This is a genomic window from Pseudidiomarina aestuarii, assembly GCF_003987355.1.
Lineage (GTDB): Bacteria > Pseudomonadota > Gammaproteobacteria > Enterobacterales > Alteromonadaceae > Pseudidiomarina > Pseudidiomarina aestuarii.
In genome coordinates, this window is sequence record NZ_PIPR01000001.1 from 1,068,199 (window position 1) to 1,091,952 (window position 23,754).

The 23,754-nt window shown below is 51.2% G+C and carries 18 protein-coding genes and 1 tRNA gene; 14 read left to right on the plus strand and 5 right to left on the minus strand.

Annotation, left to right across the window (positions count from 1 at the left end; all coding sequences use genetic code 11):
* Window positions 1-34: 34 nt before the first annotated feature.
* Complete coding sequence (locus CWE22_RS04945; RefSeq protein WP_169930248.1) at window positions 35-2,212, minus strand: TonB-dependent receptor family protein; 2,178 nt, start codon at window positions 2,210-2,212, stop codon at window positions 35-37.
* A gap of 147 nt (window positions 2,213-2,359) precedes the next feature.
* Between CWE22_RS04945 and CWE22_RS04950 the strand changes: the two genes are divergently transcribed.
* Genes CWE22_RS04950 through CWE22_RS04960 form a run of 3 tightly spaced genes read left to right on the plus strand, consistent with a single transcriptional unit; the run spans window position 2,360 to window position 6,168 of the window.
* Window positions 2,360-3,388 carry a Fe(3+) ABC transporter substrate-binding protein gene (locus CWE22_RS04950; RefSeq protein WP_169930249.1) on the plus strand — a complete coding sequence of 343 codons (1,029 nt, stop codon included), beginning with the start codon at window positions 2,360-2,362 and terminating at the stop codon, window positions 3,386-3,388.
* Window position 3,389: 1 nt separating this feature from the next.
* A complete protein-coding gene (locus tag CWE22_RS04955) occupies window positions 3,390-5,075 on the plus strand; it encodes an ABC transporter permease (RefSeq protein WP_244595950.1) in 1,686 nt (561 codons plus the stop codon).
* Window positions 5,056-6,168 carry an ABC transporter ATP-binding protein gene (locus tag CWE22_RS04960; RefSeq protein WP_211618611.1) on the plus strand — a complete coding sequence of 371 codons (1,113 nt, stop codon included), beginning with the start codon at window positions 5,056-5,058 and terminating at the stop codon, window positions 6,166-6,168. The genes CWE22_RS04955 and CWE22_RS04960 overlap by 20 nt, the downstream gene beginning before the upstream one ends.
* Here CWE22_RS04960 and CWE22_RS04965 read toward each other — a convergent pair.
* Window positions 6,145-7,122, minus strand: coding sequence for a zinc transporter ZntB (locus CWE22_RS04965; RefSeq protein WP_169930250.1), 978 nt, complete (start codon window positions 7,120-7,122; stop codon window positions 6,145-6,147). The genes CWE22_RS04960 and CWE22_RS04965 overlap by 24 nt on opposite strands.
* Before the next feature lie 118 nt (window positions 7,123-7,240).
* Here CWE22_RS04965 and CWE22_RS04970 point away from each other — a divergent pair, with 118 nt between their 5' ends.
* The 6 genes from CWE22_RS04970 to CWE22_RS04995 all read left to right on the plus strand — a co-directional run bounded on the left by CWE22_RS04970 (window position 7,241) and on the right by CWE22_RS04995 (window position 10,998).
* Window positions 7,241-8,212 carry a calcium/sodium antiporter gene (locus CWE22_RS04970; protein WP_169930251.1) on the plus strand — a complete coding sequence of 324 codons (972 nt, stop codon included), beginning with the start codon at window positions 7,241-7,243 and terminating at the stop codon, window positions 8,210-8,212.
* Window positions 8,209-8,643 carry a DUF3429 domain-containing protein gene (locus CWE22_RS04975; protein ID WP_169930252.1) on the plus strand — a complete coding sequence of 145 codons (435 nt, stop codon included), beginning with the start codon at window positions 8,209-8,211 and terminating at the stop codon, window positions 8,641-8,643. The genes CWE22_RS04970 and CWE22_RS04975 overlap by 4 nt, the downstream gene beginning before the upstream one ends.
* Before the next feature lie 155 nt (window positions 8,644-8,798).
* Window positions 8,799-9,020, plus strand: coding sequence for a bacterioferritin-associated ferredoxin (locus CWE22_RS04980; RefSeq protein WP_169930253.1), 222 nt, complete (start codon window positions 8,799-8,801; stop codon window positions 9,018-9,020).
* A gap of 36 nt (window positions 9,021-9,056) precedes the next feature.
* Complete coding sequence (bfr, locus tag CWE22_RS04985) at window positions 9,057-9,530, plus strand: bacterioferritin (RefSeq protein WP_169930254.1); 474 nt, start codon at window positions 9,057-9,059, stop codon at window positions 9,528-9,530.
* 4 nt (window positions 9,531-9,534) lie between these two features.
* Window positions 9,535-10,008, plus strand: coding sequence for a bacterioferritin (gene bfr, locus CWE22_RS04990; protein WP_169930255.1), 474 nt, complete (start codon window positions 9,535-9,537; stop codon window positions 10,006-10,008).
* A gap of 6 nt (window positions 10,009-10,014) precedes the next feature.
* Window positions 10,015-10,998, plus strand: a complete 984-nt coding sequence (locus CWE22_RS04995; RefSeq protein WP_169930256.1) for a mechanosensitive ion channel family protein — start codon at window positions 10,015-10,017, stop codon at window positions 10,996-10,998.
* A gap of 16 nt (window positions 10,999-11,014) precedes the next feature.
* On the opposite strand, the gene CWE22_RS05000 is transcribed toward CWE22_RS04995, so the two are convergent.
* A complete protein-coding gene (locus CWE22_RS05000; RefSeq protein ID WP_169930257.1) occupies window positions 11,015-12,901 on the minus strand; it encodes an acetate--CoA ligase in 1,887 nt (628 codons plus the stop codon).
* A gap of 158 nt (window positions 12,902-13,059) precedes the next feature.
* Here CWE22_RS05000 and CWE22_RS05005 point away from each other — a divergent pair.
* The 5 genes from CWE22_RS05005 to CWE22_RS05025 all read left to right on the plus strand — a co-directional run bounded on the left by CWE22_RS05005 (window position 13,060) and on the right by CWE22_RS05025 (window position 17,743).
* Window positions 13,060-13,150 (plus strand) — tRNA-Ser (locus tag CWE22_RS05005).
* A 136-nt stretch (window positions 13,151-13,286) separates the two neighbouring features.
* The gene (gene ggt, locus CWE22_RS05010) at window positions 13,287-14,987 is read left to right on the plus strand and encodes a gamma-glutamyltransferase (protein WP_169930258.1); all 1,701 of its coding nucleotides are present in this window, start codon (window positions 13,287-13,289) and stop codon (window positions 14,985-14,987) included.
* A 14-nt stretch (window positions 14,988-15,001) separates the two neighbouring features.
* Complete coding sequence (locus CWE22_RS05015) at window positions 15,002-16,039, plus strand: MBL fold metallo-hydrolase (RefSeq protein ID WP_169930259.1); 1,038 nt, start codon at window positions 15,002-15,004, stop codon at window positions 16,037-16,039.
* A 94-nt stretch (window positions 16,040-16,133) separates the two neighbouring features.
* Entirely contained in the window at window positions 16,134-16,910 is a 777-nt protein-coding gene (locus CWE22_RS05020; protein ID WP_169930260.1) for a ZIP family metal transporter, read from the plus strand.
* Entirely contained in the window at window positions 16,907-17,743 is an 837-nt protein-coding gene (locus CWE22_RS05025; RefSeq protein ID WP_169930261.1) for an NAD(P)H-binding protein, read from the plus strand. The genes CWE22_RS05020 and CWE22_RS05025 overlap by 4 nt, the downstream gene beginning before the upstream one ends.
* A 63-nt stretch (window positions 17,744-17,806) precedes the next feature.
* Here the strand turns inward: CWE22_RS05025 and CWE22_RS05030 are convergent, their stop codons facing one another.
* Both CWE22_RS05030 and gltB read right to left on the minus strand, forming a co-directional pair.
* Entirely contained in the window at window positions 17,807-19,222 is a 1,416-nt protein-coding gene (locus tag CWE22_RS05030; protein WP_169930262.1) for an FAD-dependent oxidoreductase, read from the minus strand.
* On the minus strand, window positions 19,222-23,685 hold the full coding sequence (gene gltB / locus CWE22_RS05035) for a glutamate synthase large subunit (RefSeq protein WP_169930263.1): 4,464 nt from the start codon (window positions 23,683-23,685) through the stop codon (window positions 19,222-19,224). The genes CWE22_RS05030 and gltB overlap by 1 nt, the downstream gene beginning before the upstream one ends.
* Between the last annotated feature and the right edge of the window lie 69 nt (window positions 23,686-23,754).

Here is a 23,754-nt window from a genome sequence, read left to right on the forward strand (position 1 = left end):
CGGTAGCCTACCCAGAGTGGCTTCGTCTAGTTTTCTAGAAGCGATAATTATATTGAACAAAGGCTGTGCGCGGCTTTCCGACTTGGATTCCGCCGTTGGTACGAGTCACCATATAGGTTTCATCGAAGGCATTATCAATACCCGCCCGAACTTGTTGCCGCTGGTCAATCGCGTAGGTTAACGTCAAATCGACCACGGTGCGCGCATCAATCCGTTGCGCAGCGTCAGGTTCACCTTGACCGGCTTGCGTACGCATGTCGCCGATATAACGAGCTTGCGCATTGAGCTCCCAGGCGCCAAGCAAGTAGCGAGCGCTGAGCTGAACCTGTGTGTCTGCTTGATACGGGAGTTCATCACCCACGGCAACGCTGCCCCACGTACCCAGACTTGAGTTGAAACTATTCTTAAATTCGCTATCGGTGAAGGTGGCAGAAGCACCTAAAATGAGCTCACTTTGTGCGAATGTCAGACCGTATTCGCCCAACACTTCCAGACCTTGAACTCGCACTTCACCGGCGTTGAATTGCGTATCGATAGCATTCAAATCACACCCTTGTGCTGCCGTGCAGTTGCCGTGCATGTTGTCGTAGTCACTGAGGAAACCAATGACTTCACCGCTCACAGCGCCTGAACGATAGCGGGCACCCACTTCCCAGTTCACTGACTCTTCATTTTCTTGCTCCGTATTGCCCGGCGCAGCAGGTGCAAAACCTTTCTGCACACCACCGATCAGTACTAAGGCGTCACTAAGGCGGTAGGTTAGACCCAGCGCTGGTAATACTTCACTCGTGCTATTTGCGCGTTGAGTTGGGGTTGTATCGCGCCCTGGATTCGTTTTCCCCCAATCACGACGCAAAGTGTCGATATCCTCGTAGCGCAGTCCCATATCAATGTTGAGGTCACCAAAATTGAGAAACGCTTGCCCAAAGACTGCTAGTGCCTCAGCACTATCAATTCGATTGGAATCAGTACCCGGCACTCCTGCGCTGAGCAGTTGTGCGCTGTAGTTCGCATTGAGCTGCCACACATCATTCCACTGGAAACGATCCATTTCGTCTTCATGCACTCGCGCTCCGAACACCAATCGGTGAGCACCAAGCGCCTGCTCAAATTGAGCTTGAATCCCCTCACTGAGGTAAGCTCGATTATTCGCTTTTACATTCAGCTCAAGGCTGCCCTGAGGGTTGGCGTCAAACGCACTTGCAATGGCCTCTGCACCGCCACCTAAGCTCTCACCATTTACACTGCTGACCTTATACCAATTCCGGTCAAACTCATTCCGATACGCAGTTGCTCGCAGCGTCGAGCCAGAACTCAGTGTCCAATCGTAACCCAGTTGATATTGACGGTGTTCAGTCATCATTTGGTCCAACTGCGATGCGCCGTAGCGACGATATGGCGTCGACTCATAATCGGCCGCGGTTAAGCCGAGATAGGTTTCATCCGACACTTCGTCGGAATACTTTAATTTGACATGCAGCCGATGGTTGCCAGCAGCATCCAATAACGCGGCTGCCTTCATTAAGAAATCATTCTTATAAAAGCCAGTGTCGGCGCCATTTGGCAGTTCTTTAAAACCATCAGCTTGCTGGCGATAACCTTCAATGACCGCACCGAAACGATCGCTACTGCCGCCAATCCAGCCGTGCATTTTGCCATAACCATCGCTACCTGCAGCAGCTTGCAGTTGGCCAGCTAGGTCAGTCGTGGGGATCGAGCGTGAGACTAAATTGAGCACCCCACCTGTGGTTCGTGGTCCATAAGCAACACTGGCACCGCCTTTGATGACCTCCAACGCCTGAATGCGACCAAATGTCGGGAAGTAATAAGCTGCCGGTGATGCATAAGGTGCAGGAGCAGCAAGCACGCCGTCTTCCATCACCGTAATTTTATCAGAGCGCGAGGTTCCGGTGCCGCGCATACCGATGTTAGCCCGCAATCCGTAACCATCTTCTTCCAGAACATAAACGCCTGGTACTTGCGCCAATGCCCGGTGTATATCGGTAAAATCAAATCGAGCCAGTTCTTCAGCATTCATGTAATAGCCTGACCCAGGCAATTCATCGACCGCAGCAGCGGAGCCAAGAATTGTAATCCGCTCCAAGCCGCTTAAGTCTGATTCTGCCGTATCTGCTGATGCAGTCTGAGCAATCATCGGTAAAATTCCTGCAAGTGTGAGAGCACTTGCTACTGCAGATAACCGAAATGTCATAGTGAGACCCTTTCCTGAATTGATTGATTGGTATTGATAATGATTCGCATTTACGGCATAGTATACTCATGATCGAATGCGAATCAATATCATTTGGTTTTAATCTTCGTTATAATTTTCATTATCAAGCTCAATGAGGTATCGAGAATGCGTTTTTCTGTACTTACCCAAGCCATTGTCGCCTTCGTCGGCGCAGCAACTTTTGCAAGCGCAGCAGCCAGTGCTGCGGAAGTAAATGTCTATTCAGCGCGCAAAGAAGCGCTCATCAAACCTCTGTTAGATCAGTTCAGTGCCGAAACGGGTATTGAGGTGCGCCTATTGACCGGCGGTGGTGACGCACTGTTAGCGCGCCTGCAGAATGAAGGTGAGAACACCCCTGCCGATCTATTTCTGACCGTGGACGCAGGTAACTTGCATCGTGCCGCTGAAGCCGGTGTATTCCAACCCATTACGTCAACAGAATTATTGAACCAAGTACCCGATTATTTGCACGGTGCCGACGCCAGTTGGATCGGTTTAAGCTTGCGTGCACGCCCAATTTACTATGCGATTGACCGCGTTGATCCAAGTGAACTGTCTGGCTACGCTGACCTCGCTGATCCGAAGTGGGACAATAAAATCTGTATCCGCTCGTCAGATAATATTTACAATCAATCTCTCACTGCAGCGTTGATTAAACACTGGGGTGAAGAACAAACAGAGAAATGGGCGACTGGTCTCGTAGCTAATTTTGCGAAACCGCCTGTTGGTGGTGACCGTGATCAAATCGCAGCGGTTGCAGCAGGCGTCTGTGACTTAGCTGTTGCGAATACCTATTATTTTGGCCTCATGCAAACATCGGATGATGATGCGCAGCGTGAAGCCGCTGAAAAAGTAAAAATATTTTGGCCCGATCAAGGGGGTAACGGTACCCATGTCAATGTCAGCGGCATCGGTATTACCAAGCACGCCAAGAATCGTGAGGCCGCGCAGCAACTTATCGCTTTCTTGCTCTCACCAGCAGCGCAGGAGTGGTACGCAGCGACCAATAACGAATATCCAGCTGTCGAAGGTGTTGAGTGGAGTGAACGACTGCAGTCGTGGGGAACCTTCAAAATGGATGATATCTCCATGGAATATCTCGGTAAAAATAATGCCGCAGCGGTGCGTCTAATGAACCGCGCAGGCTGGAGATAACATGCAGATGAGTTCGGCTGGACACTCGCGGTTCAGACAACTCAGCCTATTTATCACGGCAGTCCTGATTGGACTGCCGTTATTCGTTATTGCGTTCAACACGCTTAGCTTGCCGTGGAGTGGCGACTGGTCCACGCTCAGTCACCTCTGGCAAACCGTAATTCCCGAATATATCAATCACTCAGTTTGGCTGTTAATCGGTGTGGCCATTGGCGTCATGTCGATAGGCGTGACGACTGCGTGGCTAACAACCTGCTGTGACTTCCCGGGCCGCTCTATACTGACGTGGGCACTCTTATTGCCGCTGGCGATGCCCGCCTATATCACCGCCTATACCTACACCGGCTTATTTGATTTTGCCGGTCCGGTGCAAACTACCTTGCGTGACCTAACCGGCTGGGGTTATGGCGACTATTGGTTTCCGCAAGTGCGCAGTCTCGGCGGCGCGATCACCGTCTTGTCGCTGGTACTGTTTCCCTACGTTTATCTGATCACCCGCGCGACTTTCTTACAACAATCTGCAACGACCATCGAAGCCGGCCGTAGTCTCGGCCTCACGCCATGGCAATGCTTTCGTCGTCTCGCACTACCCCTAGCGCGTCCAGCCATTGTGACCGGCACCACCCTCGCCTTAATGGAAACGCTCGCCGACTACGGTACGGTGCAATATTTTGGCGTTACCACCTTTACCACGGGTATTTTCCGGACTTGGTATGGGCTCGGTGACCTGCCTGGCGCCATTCAATTGGCGGGTTTGCTGTTGTTGGCAGTGGTGGTGTTGATGTTCCTTGAACGTTGGTCACGCAAACAGGCTCGCTATGACCAGAAACATCATCGCAAAGCGCTGCCTTTTCAGTTACGCGGTTGGCGTGCCTTCGCAGCAGCGGCAGCCTGCTGGCTCCCACTATTGTTGGGCTTTGCTCTACCGGCTCTGCAGCTTATAGGCTGGTCGATCGAGCGCGCGGAGGTATGGTTGCAACCCGAATTTTGGCAACTGGCATTGAATAGCTTCATGCTCGCCGTGGTTGCGGCAGTTATCGTGGTATTGCTGGCCTTATGGTTGGCTTACGGCCGCCGTCAGCTGCCTACCCCGATGGTCCGCTTCAGCGTGCAGTTTGCTGGCTTGGGGTACGCCATCCCGGGCCTCGTGATTGCCGTAGGTTTGATGGTGCCACTCATTGTGGTGGATCGTTGGGTTATCGGGCTCAGCCAAGCCTGGTTTAATTACAATCCAGGATTATTGCTCAGTGGCACGCTATTTGCCCTATTATTTGCTTACACCGTGCGCTTCCTGAGTGTATCTCTGCAAACTATCCAAGCCGGGCTAACGGAAATTCGCCCGAGCATGGATGAGGCAGCACGTATTCAAGGCTATAGTGGTTGGCAGGTACTGCGGCGTATTCACCTTCCGTTACTGCGCCCCAGCGTGCTCACGGCTACGATTCTAGTGGGTGTCGATGTTCTCAAAGAGTTACCGGCGACGCTGGTTCTGCGCCCGTTTGATTTTAATACGCTTGCGGTACGGGCCTATGAAATGGCCGGTGATGAACGCCTCGCCGATGCGGGACCGCCTGCATTGATGATGGTTGCAGTCGGGCTGATACCCGTTATCCTGTTGTCGCGTGCCATGTTAAAATCACAGCGACCTGCACTCAAGGAGCCTGAGTTTGTCCCAACTACAGCTTAATAACATTACCGTGAATATTGGTGAGACTGCGATTGTTCGGTCGGTATCGTTGTTGCTGGAAGCCGGCGAAATTGGCTGCTTATTGGGCCCCAGTGGTTGCGGCAAAACAACATTGCTGCGTAGCATTGCTGGCTTTCAACCGCTGCGCCAAGGCACGATTACCATCGCGGGCAAGGTGATGTCCGCTGCACAAACACTTGTTGCTCCGGAATCACGCGGTATTGGCATGGTGTTTCAAGATGTCGCATTGTTCCCTCACCTCACCGTCGCTGAAAATATCGCGTTCGGAATGCGCAAAGCGACCACCGCCGAAAAAAATCAGCGCGTCGATGAACTTCTCGTCCGTATTGGACTGCCGGGTTATCAAGCGCGCTACCCACACGAATTATCCGGTGGCCAACAACAGCGTATCGCTCTGGCACGTGCATTAGCACCGCGCCCGAGCCTACTATTGCTGGATGAACCTTTTTCGAGTCTTGATGCCGAGCTCCGCGAAAAGCTCGCTGTTGAAGTACGCCAACTCCTCAAACAAGAGGGTATTACAGCGTTACTCGTCACGCATGATCAGCAAGAAGCTTTTGCGATGGCTGACAAAGCGGGTGTCATGTATCAAGGCGAGCTGTTGCAGTGGGAAACGCCTTACCAACTCTATCACCAACCGCGCCATCAGTTGGTCGCTGACTTCATTGGGCATGGGGTGTTATTGCAAGGTGTCGTGAATACCAGTGGTTCTCTCGCATCGCCACTGGGGATGCTCGAGCATTCGGCATTGCGTGACATTGTCGGGGGTACTCCGGTCAGCTTTTTAGTGCGCCCAGATGATATCGTTCCTGATGACAGTAGCCGTTTACGCGGTATCATCAAAGCGAGGGGGTTCCGTGGTGCGCACAACCTCTACAGCGTTGAGCTGAGTCCAGGTATCGAAATCCTCACCCTAAGTCCATCCCATGAACAATTGCAGGTCGGTATGGAAATTGGTTTACGACCCGAATTTGATCACCTCGTTGTGTTTGCAGCTGACCATTGTGAGTTGCCCGGCTTTGAAACCGAGCCCCCAGTTGTAAGCCCCTTACCAGAAGCGCAATCGGCGTAGTAGTAGAAATTCGATAATACCGATCCCGAGCAGAACGTAGACAAAAATCCAGAAAGCATTTCCGTCTTCCACTCCGGGCATGCCGCCAATATTGATCCCAAACAAGCCGGTTAAAAAACTGATCGGTAGAAAAATACCTGCAATCATGGAGAGCCAATAGGTATTTCTATTCATTTTTTCAGCGACTTGTTGCTGTAAATGCTCTCGTAACATCCACACTTGTTCCAATAACATGTCGAGCGATTCCAGTATCCGATGCGTCGAATCGCGCTCATTTTGCAACCACTGAATCAGCTCTGCATCAAACCATTTCGAACCGTCGGCGGCCATGCGCTCCAGCGCTGTTAATTGTGGCCGGAGAAAGCGCGTCAGCCGCAGCATGCGCCGATGCAGTTTGGTCAGCTGTGCCTGGCGACTGGAAGTCGTTCCTTCATCGTCATCTTCGAGTGCCTCCATTTCTTCTTCAATCACATCGATGAACTCTTCGATTCGATTGTTCATTTCCTCTATCAACATTACTAGAAAATCATGGAGTGATTCTGGGCCTTGCTGTTCTTCCAAACGCTTTTGAACAATTCCAACCGACTTAATCGGGCGTTTACGAAAACTAAAAATGTTGCCGCCATAAAACAACACGCGCAAACTTAGCATATCCTCAGGTTCCGCACCTTCGGCTAAGTTAACAGTCCGTAAAATCAGCAAATAGCCCTCCCCCACTCGCTCGTAGCGCGGCCGCGTATCTTCCGCTATCACCGCGTCGATTAATGGCTCAGGTATGCCAGATGCAATCAACCATTGCTCTAAGTCGGCAATATCTCGTTGAAAGTGGAACCAACTATTTTGCCGACCATGAAAATCTTGATGGATTGGTTCGGCTGGGTGCTGGGAAAAGTCCCACGCATCAATCATAAAACTCGGACGTTGACTGGGGTTTTGCTCTGAAATTGTTGTCATATCACTCTAAACCTAAACGTTTTTTCGATAAATTCAGTGTAGTCGTATTCAATCTCATTTCACAAGCGCGAACAGTCACCGTACAATAGGGCTCAGTTTTTAATTCACGGATTATTTTATGTTGTTAGCTATTGGCGCCGTCGTTGTTGGTTTGATTATTTTAGTCTGGAGTGCAGATAAATTTGTCGATGGTGCAGCCGCAACCGCTGGCCACTTGGGCATGCCCCCCTTACTGATTGGCATGGTTATTATTGGGTTTGGTACCTCTGCACCTGAACTCGTGGTTTCTGCCTTAGCATCATCACAGGGAAATCCAGGTCTTGCACTGGGTAACGCCTTTGGCTCCAACATCACGAACATCGCGCTCATTTTAGGTATTACCGCAGTGCTCGCACCCATCGCAGTCAGTAGCCAAGTCCTCAAGCGTGAAATGCCGATTTTGTTACTTTTTACGCTGGGCGTTTTGATTCCTATTTGGGATGGCAATATTACTTCGGCTGAAAGTTGGATGATGCTCGCTTTCTTCGCGAGTTATTTAGGCTGGAGCATCTATCAGGGCATGCGTGGCAAGGACGATACCCTAAGCGGTGAATTCGAAGCCGAACTTAAAGAACATGCGTTACCACTGAATAAAGCGATTTTTTGGCTGGTGTTAGGTTTGGTGCTGCTTATCATCAGCTCGCGCATGTTAGTTTGGGGCGCAGTCGACATCGCCACCGCGCTGGGTGTTAGTGACCTCGTCATCGGTTTAACCGTCGTTGCTATCGGTACCTCATTACCAGAACTGGCGTCAGCTATAGCTGCCGTGCGCAAGAATGAACATGACCTTGCCATTGGCAACGTCATTGGCTCGAACTTATTTAACACGCTCGCGGTTGTCGGTTTGGCTGGTGTCATTCACCCCATTAGTCTGGAACCTCTCGTTGTCAGTCGTGACTGGGTCGCCATGTTCATCCTGACCTTCCTACTGGCTGTATTCGCCTTCCGCGTGGGTCGTCCTAACCGTCTCAACCGCGTGCATGGTGTGATCTTTATTCTGTGTTATGTCAGTTATACCATTTACCTACTGAAAACAGGATTTGCCGTATGAACGAACAACAGCAGCAATTTGCCCAACGGTTAGGCTTCGCAGGCCTCGTCCCATTTTTGCTGCTGGCACTCGCCGGTCTGCTCGATGTTTATGGCGCCACGGCCATTCAATGGTTCATTTATTACAGTGTCGCCATTATTAGCTTCCTCGCCGGCGTCCACTGGGGCCTGCAAATGGTCCAACCCAGTGCGGCGACAAACCGGCGATTAGGTTGGTGCATGGTGCCACCAGTACTAGCCTTCGCGGCGTTAGCAGCATCCGTTTGGTTGTCCTCGCTCGCCATACTCGCTTGGCTTGCGGTATTACATTTATTCTGGCTCAACTACGAACGTCGCCACCTCGCCGAACACGAGTGGTACCTAGCGATGCGCGGACAGTTAACCTTCACAGTAGTAGCACTACACATCATCCTGCTGATCATCTCCCTCTAATATAGCTACTGGCTATTGGCTACTGGCTACTAGAAAACAACGATCGTCGCCGTAGAGTAACTAGTAACCAATAGCCAGTAACGCTTTTTGCTTTTGTTATTGCGAATCATTCCTGTTTGCGTTATCATTTACTCCAGATTTCATTGGAGCATCCCATGTACGTATGTTTATGCAAAGGCGTCACAGATAAAACCATTCGCGCGGCAGTCGCAGATGGCGTGAGCTCTATGCGTGAATTGCGCCAGCAGTATGGCGTAGCAACCCAATGTGGATGCTGTACTAGCTGTGCCAAAGACGTTCTTAAAGAAGCTGTCAGCGAACGCAATGCACGCTTCAAGCAACAACCCCTCTTGCCAATGACGGTGTGCTACACTTAAGCTAGATCAATATCTAGTGACAGGAGTAGTACCCCGATGAAAGGCGAACCACGCGTCCTGCAAGGGCTGAATAAAGTCCTTACTCATAAACTCACCGCAATTAATCAATATTTTCTGCATGCCCGTATGTATAAAAACTGGGGCTTTGCTGCACTGAATAAAGCTGCCTACAAAGCATCTATCGAAGAAATGAAACATGCCGATGATATTATCGAGCGGTTGTTGTTTTTAGGTGGTCTGCCCAACCTACAAGACTTAGGCAAGCTTTATATCGGTGAGGATCCACAGGAGATGCTGCAACTCGACTGCAAAGTCCAGCTTGCTGATATTCAGGTCATCCGAAGTGTGATGGCGCAGTGTGAAGAAGCACAAGACTACGTGAGTCGAGATATGTTGAATGAAATTCTTGAGCAGCAAGAAGAATATTACGACTGGCTAGACACGCAACTCGGCCTGATAGAAAACCTGGGCGTTGCCACCTACCTGCAAACCAAATTAGATTCGGAGTAGACGAATGAATTTAGATAAATCAGCCATTGTCGAACAACTCAATCGCCTGCTTGCTTTCGAGCTTACCTCTATTGACCAATACACTTCGCACTCGCGTCAATATGAGGACATGGGGTTAAACAAGCTCTATGAGCGCATCAATCACGAAGTCGATGACGAGCGCGGTCACGCCGATCTGCTGATTCGGCGGATGCTGTTTTTAGGTGGTAAGCCAAACATGGATGGTCGTGAGCCACACAAAATTGGGCATCAGGTACCTGAAATGTTAAAGAATGATCTCGAACTCGAATATGGTAATGCGCGTACCCTCCGTGAAGTCATTGGCTTTTGCGAAAAGACCGGTGATTACGTCACTCGCGATATGCTCATCGGTATTTTAAGAGATACCGAAGAAGACCATGCCTACTGGTTGCGTCAGCAACTTGAATTGATTGACCGCTTAGGTCTGGAGCTGTATCTACAAGCGCAAATGGGTTAACAGCACATGGATACATTTCTACAGAGTGTAAGCGCAGCTTTTTCATGGCTCGATACCGAGCTATTTACAGTCGGCGAAACGGCAGTTACGTACTCGTCAGTCCTGACCTTTGTTCTCATTATTATTGTGGCTTATGTGGTTTCTCGCCTAGTCCAGAAAGCATTGAGCCGCATCGGTCATTTCCGTAATTCTGTATCCGAATCGTCGCTGTATGCGCTTAATCGCATTACCCATTATGTGATTATGCTGATTGGTTTTTTGTTCGCGGTGGCATCCGTTGGTATTGATTTAACCAAGTTTGCCATTTTCGCCAGTGCACTCGGTGTCGGTATTGGTTTTGGCTTACAAACGTTAGTGAGTAACTTCAGTTCCGGTCTTATTTTACTCTTTGATAAGACCTTGAAGGTTGGTGACTTCGTCGAACTCGAGTCCGGTGTGACGGGGGAGGTCCGCGAAATTAATATTCGTAGCACGGTGATCACCACCAACGACAATATCGATATCATTGTTCCAAACTCTGAGTTTGTTGCCGGCCGCGTGACCAACTGGACCATGCGTGACACGCTTCGTCGAATCAAAATTGACTTCGGTGTTGCCTATGGCTCCGATAAAGAGTTAGTTCGCAAAGCTGTGCTTGAGGCTGCAGACCGCGTGCCACACACGTTATCTGGGAATGAAAGCTATGGCCCACAAGTTTGGCTATCCGAATTCGGTGACAGTGCACTGAATTTCGAGCTTGTGGTCTGGTTAAAACCCGAGGCAGTGAAACGTCCCGGCGCCGTCAAAGCTGCATTTCTATGGGAAATTCATACTTCATTGGCAGAGTATGACATTGAAATTCCATTCCCACAGCGCGACCTGCACGTGAAGTCGTGGACCGCAGAAATGCCGAGTCAATTCGCGGTAAAAACAACCGAGAATAAGAAAAAAGGCGACACCAAGTCGAAGCCGAACAAACGTCCAGACAACGATGCCGCCGATGAGCTATAAGCCCCGACTACCTAGTTTAGTGACCAACGAGGTGGCTCAAACGTTCACGTAATTCGTCAATACAACTCGGATCATCAATAGTCGATGGCACTACCACCTCGGTGCCATCGGCGAGTTGCCGCAACACTCGGCGCAAAATTTTACCTGAGCGCGTTTTCGGTAACCGCGGCACCATCAATACCTGCTTTAAACAAGCCACAGCTCCTATTTCGGAGCGCACCAGTTGCACCAAGCGTTCTTGTAACGCTTGGGCAGATACCTGCTCACCATCTTTGACGATCACCAGACCCAACGGCACTTGCCCTTTCAGTTCATCCTGAATGCCAATCACAGCACACTCAGCAACCGCCGAATCCATGGCTAATACCGCCTCCATTTCACCGGTAGACAGCCGATGACCAGCAACATTGATCACATCATCTGTACGCCCCATGATAAAAACGTAACCATCATCATCTTTATAGCCGCCATCGCCCGTGCTGTAGTAGCCTGGAAATTCAGTCAAATATCCCGCAACAAAGCGTTCTTCATTACCCCAAATGGTCGTGAGACACCCCGGCGGTAACGGCAGTTTAATCGCCACAGCACCTTGTTCGTTATCAGCCACTTCAGAACCATCTGGCGCTAGAATGCGGATGTCATAACCGGGCACAGGTAGGGTTGCAGAGCCCGGCTTGATGGGGTAAGTGGCGACACCAACTGGATTTGCACAAATGGGCCAACCACTCTCCGTTTGCCACCAGTGATCATAAACAGGCTTACCGGTAATTGCTTGAGTCCACTCCAATGTTGGCGGGTCGAGACGTTCGCCCGCCATGTAGATCCGCTTCAAGCTACTTAAATCGTACTGAGCTAGCTTGTGACCTTGTGGGTCTTCTTTTTTAATCGCACGAAACGCGGTGGGAGCAGAGAACAACACATTGACTTGATAATCCGCACACACGCGCCAGAATGCGCCAGCATCAGGAGTTCTGACTGGCTTTCCTTCATACAATACCGACGTGGCACCGCTCAACAATGGCCCATAAACAATATAAGAATGCCCCACTACCCAGCCAACATCAGATGCAGTAAAGAGAACGTCGCTGGGTTGCACGCCATAAACCAAATTCATGGAATAGTTGAGTGCAACGGCATAGCCGCCCGTATCACGCACAACGCCCTTCGGTTTGCCAGTGGTCCCCGAGGTGTACAATATATATAGTGGATCTGTCGCTTGCACGACGGTGCATTCAGCTGGCGTCACAGCACGCACCGCCTCAGCCCAATCGATATCACGCGGCTGTTGGAGTGTTGCGCTGCATTGCTCACGCTGCCATACAATCACCTGTTGTGGCTGGTGCGTCGCTTTATCAATCGCTGCATCCACAAGGGGCTTGTATGGCAATACCTTGTCGACCTCAATACCGCAGCTCGCCGTGATCAGTAACTTGGGCTGCGCATCATCAATTCGCACCGCCAGTTCATGCGGGGCAAAGCCCCCAAAAACCACGGAATGGACAGCACCTAAACGCGCACATGCCAGCATCGCGATAGCTGCCTGCGGTATCATCGGCATGTAGATGACGACACGATCCCCCTTCTTCACATGCTGCTTTTTCAGGAGTCCCGCAAACTGCGCAACCTGATCCCGCAGTTCACGGTAGGTAAACACTTGCTTCGATTGCGTCACCGGTGAGTCATAAATTAAAGCAGCCTGCTCTCCACGACCATTATCAACATGATAATCAAGGGCCATAAAGGCTAAGTTGAGTTGTCCATCGGGATACCATGCAGCGGTGCCATTTGTCTTTAATTCATAACCCACTTGCGGCTCACGAAACCAATGCAAATCGCGCGCCTGCTTTAACCAAAACGCAGCAGCCTTCTGCAATGACGATTCGTACTCCCGCGGATAACTCATGCCTACCCCAACTGTCCATGAATGCTCTGTTCTAAGAGTAACCCGAATCACTACATTTCCCATTCGACTTAGGTCGAAACCCCACAACTTTTCACTGCCATTCATCACACTTCATGATTGACTTGTGCAACTGAATTACCTAACATTGCGCCCGCATTGGAGAGGTGTCCGAGTGGCTGAAGGAGCACGCCTGGAAAGTGTGTATACGTTAATAGCGTATCGAGGGTTCGAATCCCTCTCTCTCCGCCAAATACGAAAGGACCGCCCTAGTGGCGGTTTTTTAGTATTACCACCACCCATCGCCCCACACCCCACATTGAACGCGAATGCTATTCAGCGCGTACTGACCTCGTTATAGTAAGAAAAATTCTAACGAGGACATGCTATGAAACCTTTCATTGTTGCGTTAACAGTTACCGCACTGGCGGGTATCAGCACTGTGGTCAGTGCTGCTGATCGTATTACGGGTCACCACTTTGCCACGCGCTCCGAAGCCATGGCTCCCAATGCAATGGCAGCGACCAGCCAGCCGCTTGCCACTCAGGTTGCCTTAGATATTATGCAGCAAGGTGGCAATGCCATTGATGCTGCCATTGCAGCGAATGCAGTGCTTGGGTTGGTTGAGCCCACTGGAAATGGTATTGGCGGTGATTTGTTCGCTATTGTTTGGGATGCAGAAACCGAACAGCTCTATGGTCTGAATGCGTCAGGACGTTCGCCCAAGAGCCTCACACTCGATTATTTTCAACAGCAAGGTCTCAGCAAAATTCCTCCGCGTGGTGTTCTGCCTCTATCCGTGCCGGGTGCCGTTGATGGCTGGTTTGAATTGCATGACAAATTTGGCGCACTGCCTATGGAACAGGTGTTAGCTCCTGCTATTGAGTATGCTCGACAAGGCTTCCCCGTTACTGAGGTCATTGCATACTACTTTGCGCGCAATGCCGATGTGATTGGCGATCAACCCGGATTCGCCGAAGTCTTTCTAAAAGACGGTGAGCCGCCGCAAAAGGGAGAGCGCTTCCGCAATCCCGATCTTGCCAACACCTACGAACTTATCGCCAAGCAAGGGCGCGATGTCTTCTATAAAGGTGAAATTGCAAAAACAATTGATGCGTTTGTGAAAACTCACGGTGGCTTTCTGAGTTACGACGACCTCGCTGAACACACATCGACTTGGGTCGATCCCGTATCGACGAATTATCGCGGTTACGATTTGTGGGAGCTCCCCCCGAATACTCAAGGCATTGCCGCACAACAGATCCTCAATATCCTTGAGAACTATGACCTTACGGCCATGGGGTTCGATAGTGCGACCTATATCCACCATTTTGTTGAAGCCAAGAAGCTAGCTTTTGAAGACCGTGCCAAGTACTACGCGGATCCTGAGTTCAGTGCGGCTCCAGTTACCGGGCTCCTCGACAAGGGCTATGCCAAAGAACGGGCAAAATTAATCGATCCAAATCGAGCTGGGCGCGCGTATGAACCTGGTAACCCGCCCACTGAGGGCGATACCATTTATCTCACCACCGCGGATCAACAAGGCAATATGGTGTCGTTGATTCAGAGTAATTATCGTGGCATGGGTTCGGGTATCACGCCGACAGGACTGGGGTTTGTCATTCAAAATCGTGGGGAGTTGTTTGCCCTAGAGGAAGGACATGCCAATGTCTATGCACCCGGTAAACGTCCGTTTCACACGATTATCCCCGCGTTTGTGACGAAAGACGGCAAACCGCTGATGAGTTACGGAGTAATGGGAGGCGCGACGCAGCCACAAATGCATGCGCAGATACTCATTAACATGATTGATTTTGGGATGAATTTGCAGGAAGCCGGCGATGCGCCTCGCATTCTGCACACGGGTTCCAGTCAACCCACCGGCGAGATCATGACCGATGGTGGTGTGCTGAGTCTTGAGAATGGTTTTTCAGCGGCAACGCGGCGTGAACTGATAAAAATGGGGCACACTTTGCAAGAAGCTGTGGGCCCTTATGGTGGTTATCAAGCCATTTGGCGTAATCATGAAGAAGCGGTCTATTACGGCGCTTCGGAAAGCCGCAAGGATGGTCACGCGGCAGGATTTTAAGACGGAGGTAATGCGTGCGTTGGTGGATTATTATCGTGATAGCTATTGCTGTGCTGGTTACAGCATGCAGCGCTATGAATAACCCAGGCCGTTTTGCCGACCGCAATCCGTATCTGGAACCGAAAGACACCAACGCCATCGATTTTTTTCAGATGCGCTGGTTTGGCGATGAAGTCTGGGCGGATCAGCAAAGCGAGCTAGCCGCGCAGCCTGATTTGGTGCCCCAACAACCGATAGCACTTGCCCTACTGCGATCGCCTGCCACTGCTCCACAGATTACCTGGCTTGGGCATGCCACGTTTTTGTTGCAATACAAAGGCGTCAATGTGCTCACCGACCCTATTTTGACCGACCGTGCCTCGCCATTTAGTTTTGCTGGACCCGAGCGCTTACAACCAGCTCCTGCCAAAGTCGCAGAGCTACCGCCCATCGAGATGGTGATTATCAGCCATAATCATTACGACCATCTTGATACAGAGACCATCACTGCACTCGGTCCAGACGTCACTTATTTAGTTCCATTAGGATTAACCGAGTGGTTCACTGATCTTGGCATCCCGGCTGCAAACGTTCATACGTTTGATTGGTGGCAAGCGCAGCAATTCGGTGCGGTATCAGCCACTGCCACGCCGAGTCAGCATTGGTCCGCACGGAGCCTATGGGATAAAAATGATAGCCTCTGGGTCAGTTGGCATCTTGCCATTGGCGACTGGCAAGTATGGTTTGCCGGTGACACCGGGTATAACGAAGTCCAGTTCAAAGAGATCGGTACTCAATTTCCCGATATTGATGATGCGCTGGTACCCATAGGTGCCTATTTGCCACGCTGGTTTATGCAGCCTCAACATATCAATCCTGCGGAAGCGGTGCTGATGCACAATGATATCGCTGCGAAGCGCTCCTATGCGATGCATTGGGGCACCTACCAGCTTGCTGCTGAAAGCCTGGCGCAAACCAAGCAAGACTTAGCCGATGCACGCCGGCACTATCAAGCGAACGAAGACACGCTGCGGTTACTGGCCATTGGTGAAACGGTCACAGTCAGACCTTAGAATGATGCGCAAATGATTGGCGAATTCACGATGCCAATTTCACGTCAGCTAAGGTAAGCTGATCACATGTTCAATTGCTGCTATTGAGGTCTTCATGGAGCTCGTTCTCACCGCATTTATCGCAAGTGCTATAACCGGTGGCTGTACAGCTGTCGGTGCATTACCGGTTCTGTTTGGTCGAAAGCCCTCTGAGACCTTTAACGATACTCTGCTCGGCTTTGCCGCTGGCGTCATGCTTGCTGCGTCATTCTTTTCTTTAATTATTCCGTCGCTTGATGTTGCTACCGAAATGTACGGTCCCGGCCCCCTTCCAGCCACCATTGCTGTTGTAGGTATTTTACTCGGTGCATTAGCTATTGCTCTCGCTGACCGTTTGATTCCACATCAACATTTTGTTACCGGTCAGGAAGGTCCCGACCCGCAAAAAGTTGCTGGTGTTTGGTTATTTGTGCTGGCCATTGCTATCCACAACTTCCCTGAGGGTTTAGCCGTCGGGGTCGCCTATGGCAGCGGTCAAGAAGACACCGCCTATGCATTGGCAGTAGGGATCGGCTTACAAAACTTACCGGAGGGACTTGCTGTAGCAGTGGGCTTAATGAGTGTTGGCTACGACCGCGTGGAAGCATTCCTAGTTGCCGCGTTAACTGGACTAATTGAGCCTATTGGTGGTGTCTTTGGCGGCTTTTTCGTCAATATTTCGCAAGTATTGCTCCCATGGGGACTGGTCTTTGCCGCCGGCGCGATGTTGTTCGTCATCAGTCATGAAATTATCCCGGAAACCCATCGCCGTGGTCATCACAGACGCGCTACAGCAGGTTTAATGGTCGGTCTGGTAGTGATGTTGTTCCTCGACGTTTGGCTTGCCGTATGAAGCGCGCATTACTCATTGGTTACGGCGATATCGCGCAGCGGACAGCACGCTTGCTCATAGAATCAGGCTGGCAGGTCACGGGTATTTGCCGACATCCGGACCAAAAGCCGACGATGCCGGGCATACAATTGATTGCAGCCGACGCTGGCAATGAGGCCGATTTACGGCGGCTTGGACTCGCTCAGTTCAACGCGATTGTCATTACATTGACACCATCGGGATATGACCGCGAAGGCTACCATCACGGCTACGTCATCCCCTGCCGGCACATTCAAATGATTTTAGCGAGCGAACCACAGCAGGAATCGGGACCGCCGCGCATTCTCTATATCTCCAGCACTGGCGTCTACGCCGAGCGCAATGGCGAATGGATTACTGAAGAAACGCCGACCGTTCCAGACACCGATAGTGGTGAGATGTTATTACAGGCAGAGCAAGTGATTCAAAGTGCGGCAGCTAGCGTAAGCATCCTGCGTTGTTCAGGTATCTACGGTCCTGGTCGGATTTATCTGCAGCGCCAAATCGCCTCAGGTGAGGCGGTGATTAATCCCGTTTATAACAACCGGATCCATGCGGATGATGTAGCCGGATTTATACACTATCTATTACTGCACCCTGAACATCAGGAACCGGTATATCTGGTCAGTGATGACGAGCCTGTGTGGCAAGAAACGTTGTATTTGTGGTACGCCGATCAGCTCGGCGTCGACGGGAGTAAACTCAAACGGAGCAATACCGTGGGGCCGCGTGGAAACAAACGGATCAACAATGCCCTAATGCGCAGCACCGGCTACGCACTGCGACACCCGAACACACTGGTGAACGGTGAATAGGGAATAGTGAATAGAAGAGCGCGGTTTAGGTTTTCCTGTTCACCATTCACCATTCACTATTCACTAGTCTTCCAAGTAGTCTAGGATTCCGTTGGCGGCGGCCCGACCTTCGGCGATTGCCGTAACCACTAAGTCCGCACCGCGGACCATATCTCCCCCAGCAAAGATTTTCGGGTTCGAGGTTTGCATCGCATAGTCCGTATCACCGGTGGCAATAACCGTGCCCCAATCGCTCAGCTTCACATCGTGCTCCGAGAGCCAGCTCGGTGGATTGGGTTGATAACCAAAGGCAATCACTACAGCATCGGCCGGTAACACAAACTCAGACCCTGCAACTGGCTCTGGACGACGGCGCCCATGCTCATCCGCTGGACCTAATTCTGTGCGGATCATACGCACACCACTGACTCTGCCTTGCTCATCACTCTCAATAGCCAGTGGTTGCACATTAAATTCAAACTTCACGCCTTCCTCGCGTGCATTCTGAACCTCACGACGAGAGCCGGGCATATTGTGCTCATCGCGCCGATACGCACAAGTCACTGCAGTGGCTTGCTGTCGAATGGCGGTCCGCACACAATCCATCGCAGTGTCACCACCACCGAGCACCACCACTTGCTGCTGCCGCAGATCAATCAACGGATAATCCGGCACATCACAATCGAGCAGACGCTGCGTGTTCCCAATCAAATAAGGCAGTGCATGATGGACACCATCGAGTTGCAGGCCAGCCAATTTCCCATCGAGCGCTTTATAGGTCCCGAGGGCCAGAAAAACCGCATCATATTCACTCAGCAGTTGCTTCATGTCGACGTCGGTTCCCACCTCAACACCCAATTGAAACTCAATACCCATGTCGGTGAAAATCTCACGCCGCAGTGTCATCACCGATTTATCTAATTTGAATGGCGGAATACCGAAGGTCAGCAGACCACCAATTTCCGGGTAGCGATCAAACACGACCGGTGTAACACCATTTCGAACCAGCACATCGGCACACGCCAAACCTGCGGGACCAGCGCCTACCACGGCAACCCGTTTACCGGTCGCAACAACACCCGACATATCGGGGCGCCAGCCCTGCGCGAAGGCTGTATCATTGATATATTTTTCAATACTGCCAATAGTGACAGCGCCAAACTCATCGTTCAGTGTACACGCGCCCTCACACAGTCGGTCCTGCGGACACACACGGCCGCACACCTCCGGCAAACTATTGGTTTTGTGACTTAACTCGGCCGCTTCAAAAATCCGTCCTTGCTGGGCTAACTCGAGCCATTGTGGAATGTAGTTATGGACCGGACATTTCCATTCACAATAAGGATTACCGCAATCTAAACAGCGATCGGCTTGCCCAGCAGCCTGATGCTCTGCCATAGGTTCGTAGATTTCGACAAATTCAATTTGCCGCTCTCGCAATTGCTTCTTCGGCGGATCAATACGCTGCACATCGAGGAATTGATAAATGTTTTTGTTCATTACATCACCTCCACGCGCAATTCGGCCGTTGACCGCGCACGATGCCCTAACAATTCCGCTACATCGGTTTGTTTAGGTTTTACCATCCAAAACTGTTGCGCTGACTGAGTAAAATTCTTTAATAACGCGTGACCATGTTCGCTGCCAGTCGCCTCAACATGTTCATGCAAAACACCGCGTAAATGCTCCTGCAGAATTGGCGTATCTACGGCGCGAGCTTCAACGAGTTCGGGATTGAGGCGCTCACGAAATTTGCCATCGGTATCCAGCACATAAGCAAAACCACCCGTCATGCCTGCACCGAAATTGATCCCAGTGGGACCCAGCACCACGACAATTCCCCCCGTCATATACTCGCAACCATGATCGCCAATACCTTCCACCACCGCTGTCGCGCCAGAATTACGCACGGCAAAGCGCTCACCCGCGCGTCCTGCGGCGAATAACTTACCGCCAGTGGCACCATACAAACAGGTATTTCCCATAATGACCGCTGCGGAAGCGTTATAACGACGTTCGGAAGGTGGAATGAGCGTGATCCGGCCGCCCGCCATGCCTTTGCCCACATAATCATTGGCATCGCCAATCACCTTGATTCGCAAGCCACCTGCATTCCACGCCCCTAGGCTTTGCCCTGCAGTACCGGTGAACTCCAGAGTAATAGGCGCACCAGCCATGCCTTGGTTGCCATGCTGTTGCGCAATAACACCACTCACAGCCGCACCGACGCTTCGATCAAAATTGCGAATCGCGAATTGCCAATGGCCTCCGCTGCGTGTGCGAATAGCCTCGTCCGTCGCTATCAATAATTGCTGATTCAGCTGACCTTGATCATGAGGTGGGTTCCTCTCAGTGCAATATTTCGGGTCAGTGCTCTCACAACCCGCAGCGTTCAACATGCGAGTGAGATCGACCTGCTGCTGTTGCTGGGTTGCTCCAACAACTCGCTCGAGCAAATCGACACGACCAATCAAGTCGGTTAACTGGCTGACGCCCAGCTTAGCGAGCCATGCTCTCACTTCTTCAGCAACAAAACGGAAGTAGTTTTCGACACGTTCCGGTAAACCCGTAAAATGTTCGCGCCGTAGGGTCTCATCTTGCGTTGCTACTCCCGTTGCACAGTTGTTTAGATGACAAATGCGTAAGTATTTACAGCCCAAAGCAATCATTGGCGCGGTGCCAAATCCGAAGCTTTCCGCGCCTAAGATTGCGCCTTTGATGACATCCAAACCAGTCTTCAGTCCACCATCCACTTGCAACCGGACTTTGTGGCGCAAGCCATTACTGACGAGTGCTTCGTGTACTTCGGCCAACCCCAGCTCCCATGGGCTACCCGCATGCTTTACTGAGGTGAGAGGACTCGCACCGGTGCCACCGTCGTAACCCGCCACCGTGATCAGGTCGGCATAAGCTTTGGCGACACCCGTCGCGATAGTTCCTATACCTGGCGACGAAACCAATTTCACCGATACCAACGCGTTCGGATTCACTTGCTTTAAGTCAAAGATCAACTGAGCGAGGTCTTCAATCGAATAAATATCATGATGTGGCGGTGGTGAGATCAAAGTTGTACCCGCCACCGAATAACGCAGGCGCGCAATTTCCGCAGTCACCTTCTCGCCGGGTAGTTGACCACCCTCACCCGGCTTGGCTCCCTGCGCCACTTTGATTTGCAACACATCTGCATTCACCAGGTAATGCGGCGTCACGCCGAACCGGCCTGAAGCGATTTGCTTAATGCGAGAATTTTTTGTGGTTCCAAATCGTCTTGGATCTTCGCCCCCCTCACCCGAATTGGAATGGCCACCGATATGATTCATTGCTTCTGCAAGTGCCTCGTGCGCCTCAGGGCTCAACGCACCGATGGACATGGCTGCGGTATCAAAGCGTCGATAAAGTTCGGTAGCGGGCTCAACAGCCTCGATATCGATGGCATTCGCGCTTGCTATTGGCCTCACAAGATCGCGGAGAAACGCAATGGGCCGTTCGTTCACCTGTTTAGCAAAAAGTTGATAGGCTTGTGGGTCATTCGTGATCACCGCTTTTTGCAATGTCGTCACGACATCGGGGTTATACGCATGATACTCGCCGCCATGCACATACTTCAGATGACCGCCTTGGCTCAGGATTTTGCGTTGCAGCCAGGCATCTCGTGCTAACCGCTGCAGTTGCTGCTGAATATCCAGAAAACCTGCACCATCGACTCGAGCAGGTGCATGGCTGAAACAACGATCGCGGACTTCAGGCGCTAACCCTACCACCTCGAATAAGCATGCCCCACGGTAACTCGCGACGGTTGCAATGCCCATCTTCGACATGATTTTCAGCAAACCTTTGTTAATACCCGCTCGGTAGCGCACTAACGCCTCGCGTGCCGGCCCTTCCACATCACCACGTTCGACCAATTGCTCAATCGACTCATACGCTAAGAAGGGATATACCGCGGTTGCCCCTAGCCCAATTAATACAGCCATTTGGTGAGAGTCGCGTACCGATGCGGTTTCGACGATCAAATTGGAGTCACAGCGCAACTGCGCTCGGACTAACGCTTGTTGCACTGCACCAACAGCCAACGGCGCTGGAATGACCAAGTGGCCTTTGGCGATATCACGATCCGACAGAATAACAACGACTGCATTTTCGTCACGCACGGTAGTAACCGCAGCTTGGCACAGACGAATAAGGGCTTGCTCGAGATTATCCTGCTCAGGCGCAAAACACAGGGACAATTTGACTGGTTTGTAATGCTCCTCTGGCAACTCCCGCAGTTGCAGCAGGTCGGTATACATCAATACCGGTGATTCGATGACCACACGTTCAGCGTACCCCGAGGTTTCATTGAATACATTTTGCTCACGCCCAATACATGTGGCCAATGACATTACATGGCGCTCACGAATGGGATCGATGGGGGGATTGGTCACTTGTGCAAACTGTTGACGGAAATAGTCGTAAAGCTGCCGTGGTTGGCGGCTCAACACGGCAATCGGCGTGTCATCCCCCATGGAACCGGTCGCCTCATGACCATCATTGGCCAAGACACCCAGCACCTGTTGCAATTCTTCATGGGAGTACAGGAAGAGTTTGTGGAATATCGTCATCTGCTCGTCATCAAACAGACGCTGGCCAATTTTTTCACCATTTAACTCGGCGAACGGCGTTAATTTGCGAACATGTTTGTTGAGCCAGTCCCGATAGGGATGGCGGCTTTGTAATTCTTGGTCAATTTCTTCACTGCGCCAGACTCTGCCAGTGTAAGTATCCACAGCCAACATCTGGCCCGGTCCAAGGCGCCCCTTCTCGATGACATCTGCTTCAGCGTAATCCCAAATACCAACCTCGGACGCTACCGTCAGAATATCGTCCTGAGTTCGAATATAGCGCGCCGGTCGCAAACCATTTCTATCCAAACTACAGGCCACATGGCGGCCATTGCTCATCACAATTCCAGCAGGGCCATCCCAGGGTTCCATATGCATCGAGTTAAACTCATAAAATGCACGCAGAGCATCATCCATCGTTGGATCGCCCTGCCATGCAGGTGGAATCAGTAATCGCAAGGCACGGAACAAATCCATGCCACCAGCGAGCATGAGCTCCAACATATTATCGAGTGCAGAGGAATCAGAGCCTGAATCATTGATGAAAGGCGCTGCCTGTTGTAAATCAGGAAGTAACGGCGAGTGAAACTTATACTGTCGGGCGTGTGCCCATTGGCGATTCCCGCGAATGGCGTTGATTTCGCCATTATGCGCAAGAAAACGAAATGGCTGCGCGAGCGGCCACCGGGGCTGAGTATTGGTGGAAAATCTTTGGTGAAAAACGCAAATCGATGTTGTCAGCTCAGAATTGGCCAAATCAAGAAAGAAGTTCGCTAGATCGACAGCCAGCATCAAGCCTTTGTAGACAATAACTAAGCAACTCAATGAGCACACATAGAAGTCTTGGTGAGAACTTAGTGTCTCCTCAGCTCGACGACGAGCCATATAGAGTCGTCGCTCCAAATCTTTTTTACGCCAACCCGGTGGCGCACTGACAATCACTTGCTCAATGCGCGGACAGGTTGATAGTGCAAGTGGCCCAAGCACCTCGGGGACCGTTGGCACGACGCGCCAACCTTCAATACTGAGCGTTTCTCGGGCGAGTTCGGCTTCGATGACGGCACGTTCACGCTTGGCCTTGTCCTCATCGATACTGAGGAACATCATGCCTACCGCGAACTTCTTACTGAGATGCCACTGCTGTTTTTCTGCGTAGCTTCGGAAAAAGGATTCAGGCAGCTTCAACAATAACCCACAGCCGTCGCCGGTTTTGCCATCGGCGTTGATACCGCCACGATGTTGCATATTCGCAAGCCCAGTTATAGCTCGCTGAATCAAATCATGACTAGCATGACCCTGAATTTGAGTAATGAGGCCGAATCCGCAATTATCACGAACATCAGCATGGTGGTACAAACTCATGCGCGAATCCTTTGAACAACGTACTCGAAAAACGTCGGACTCTTCACCTTAGATAAGGCACACGAGGGA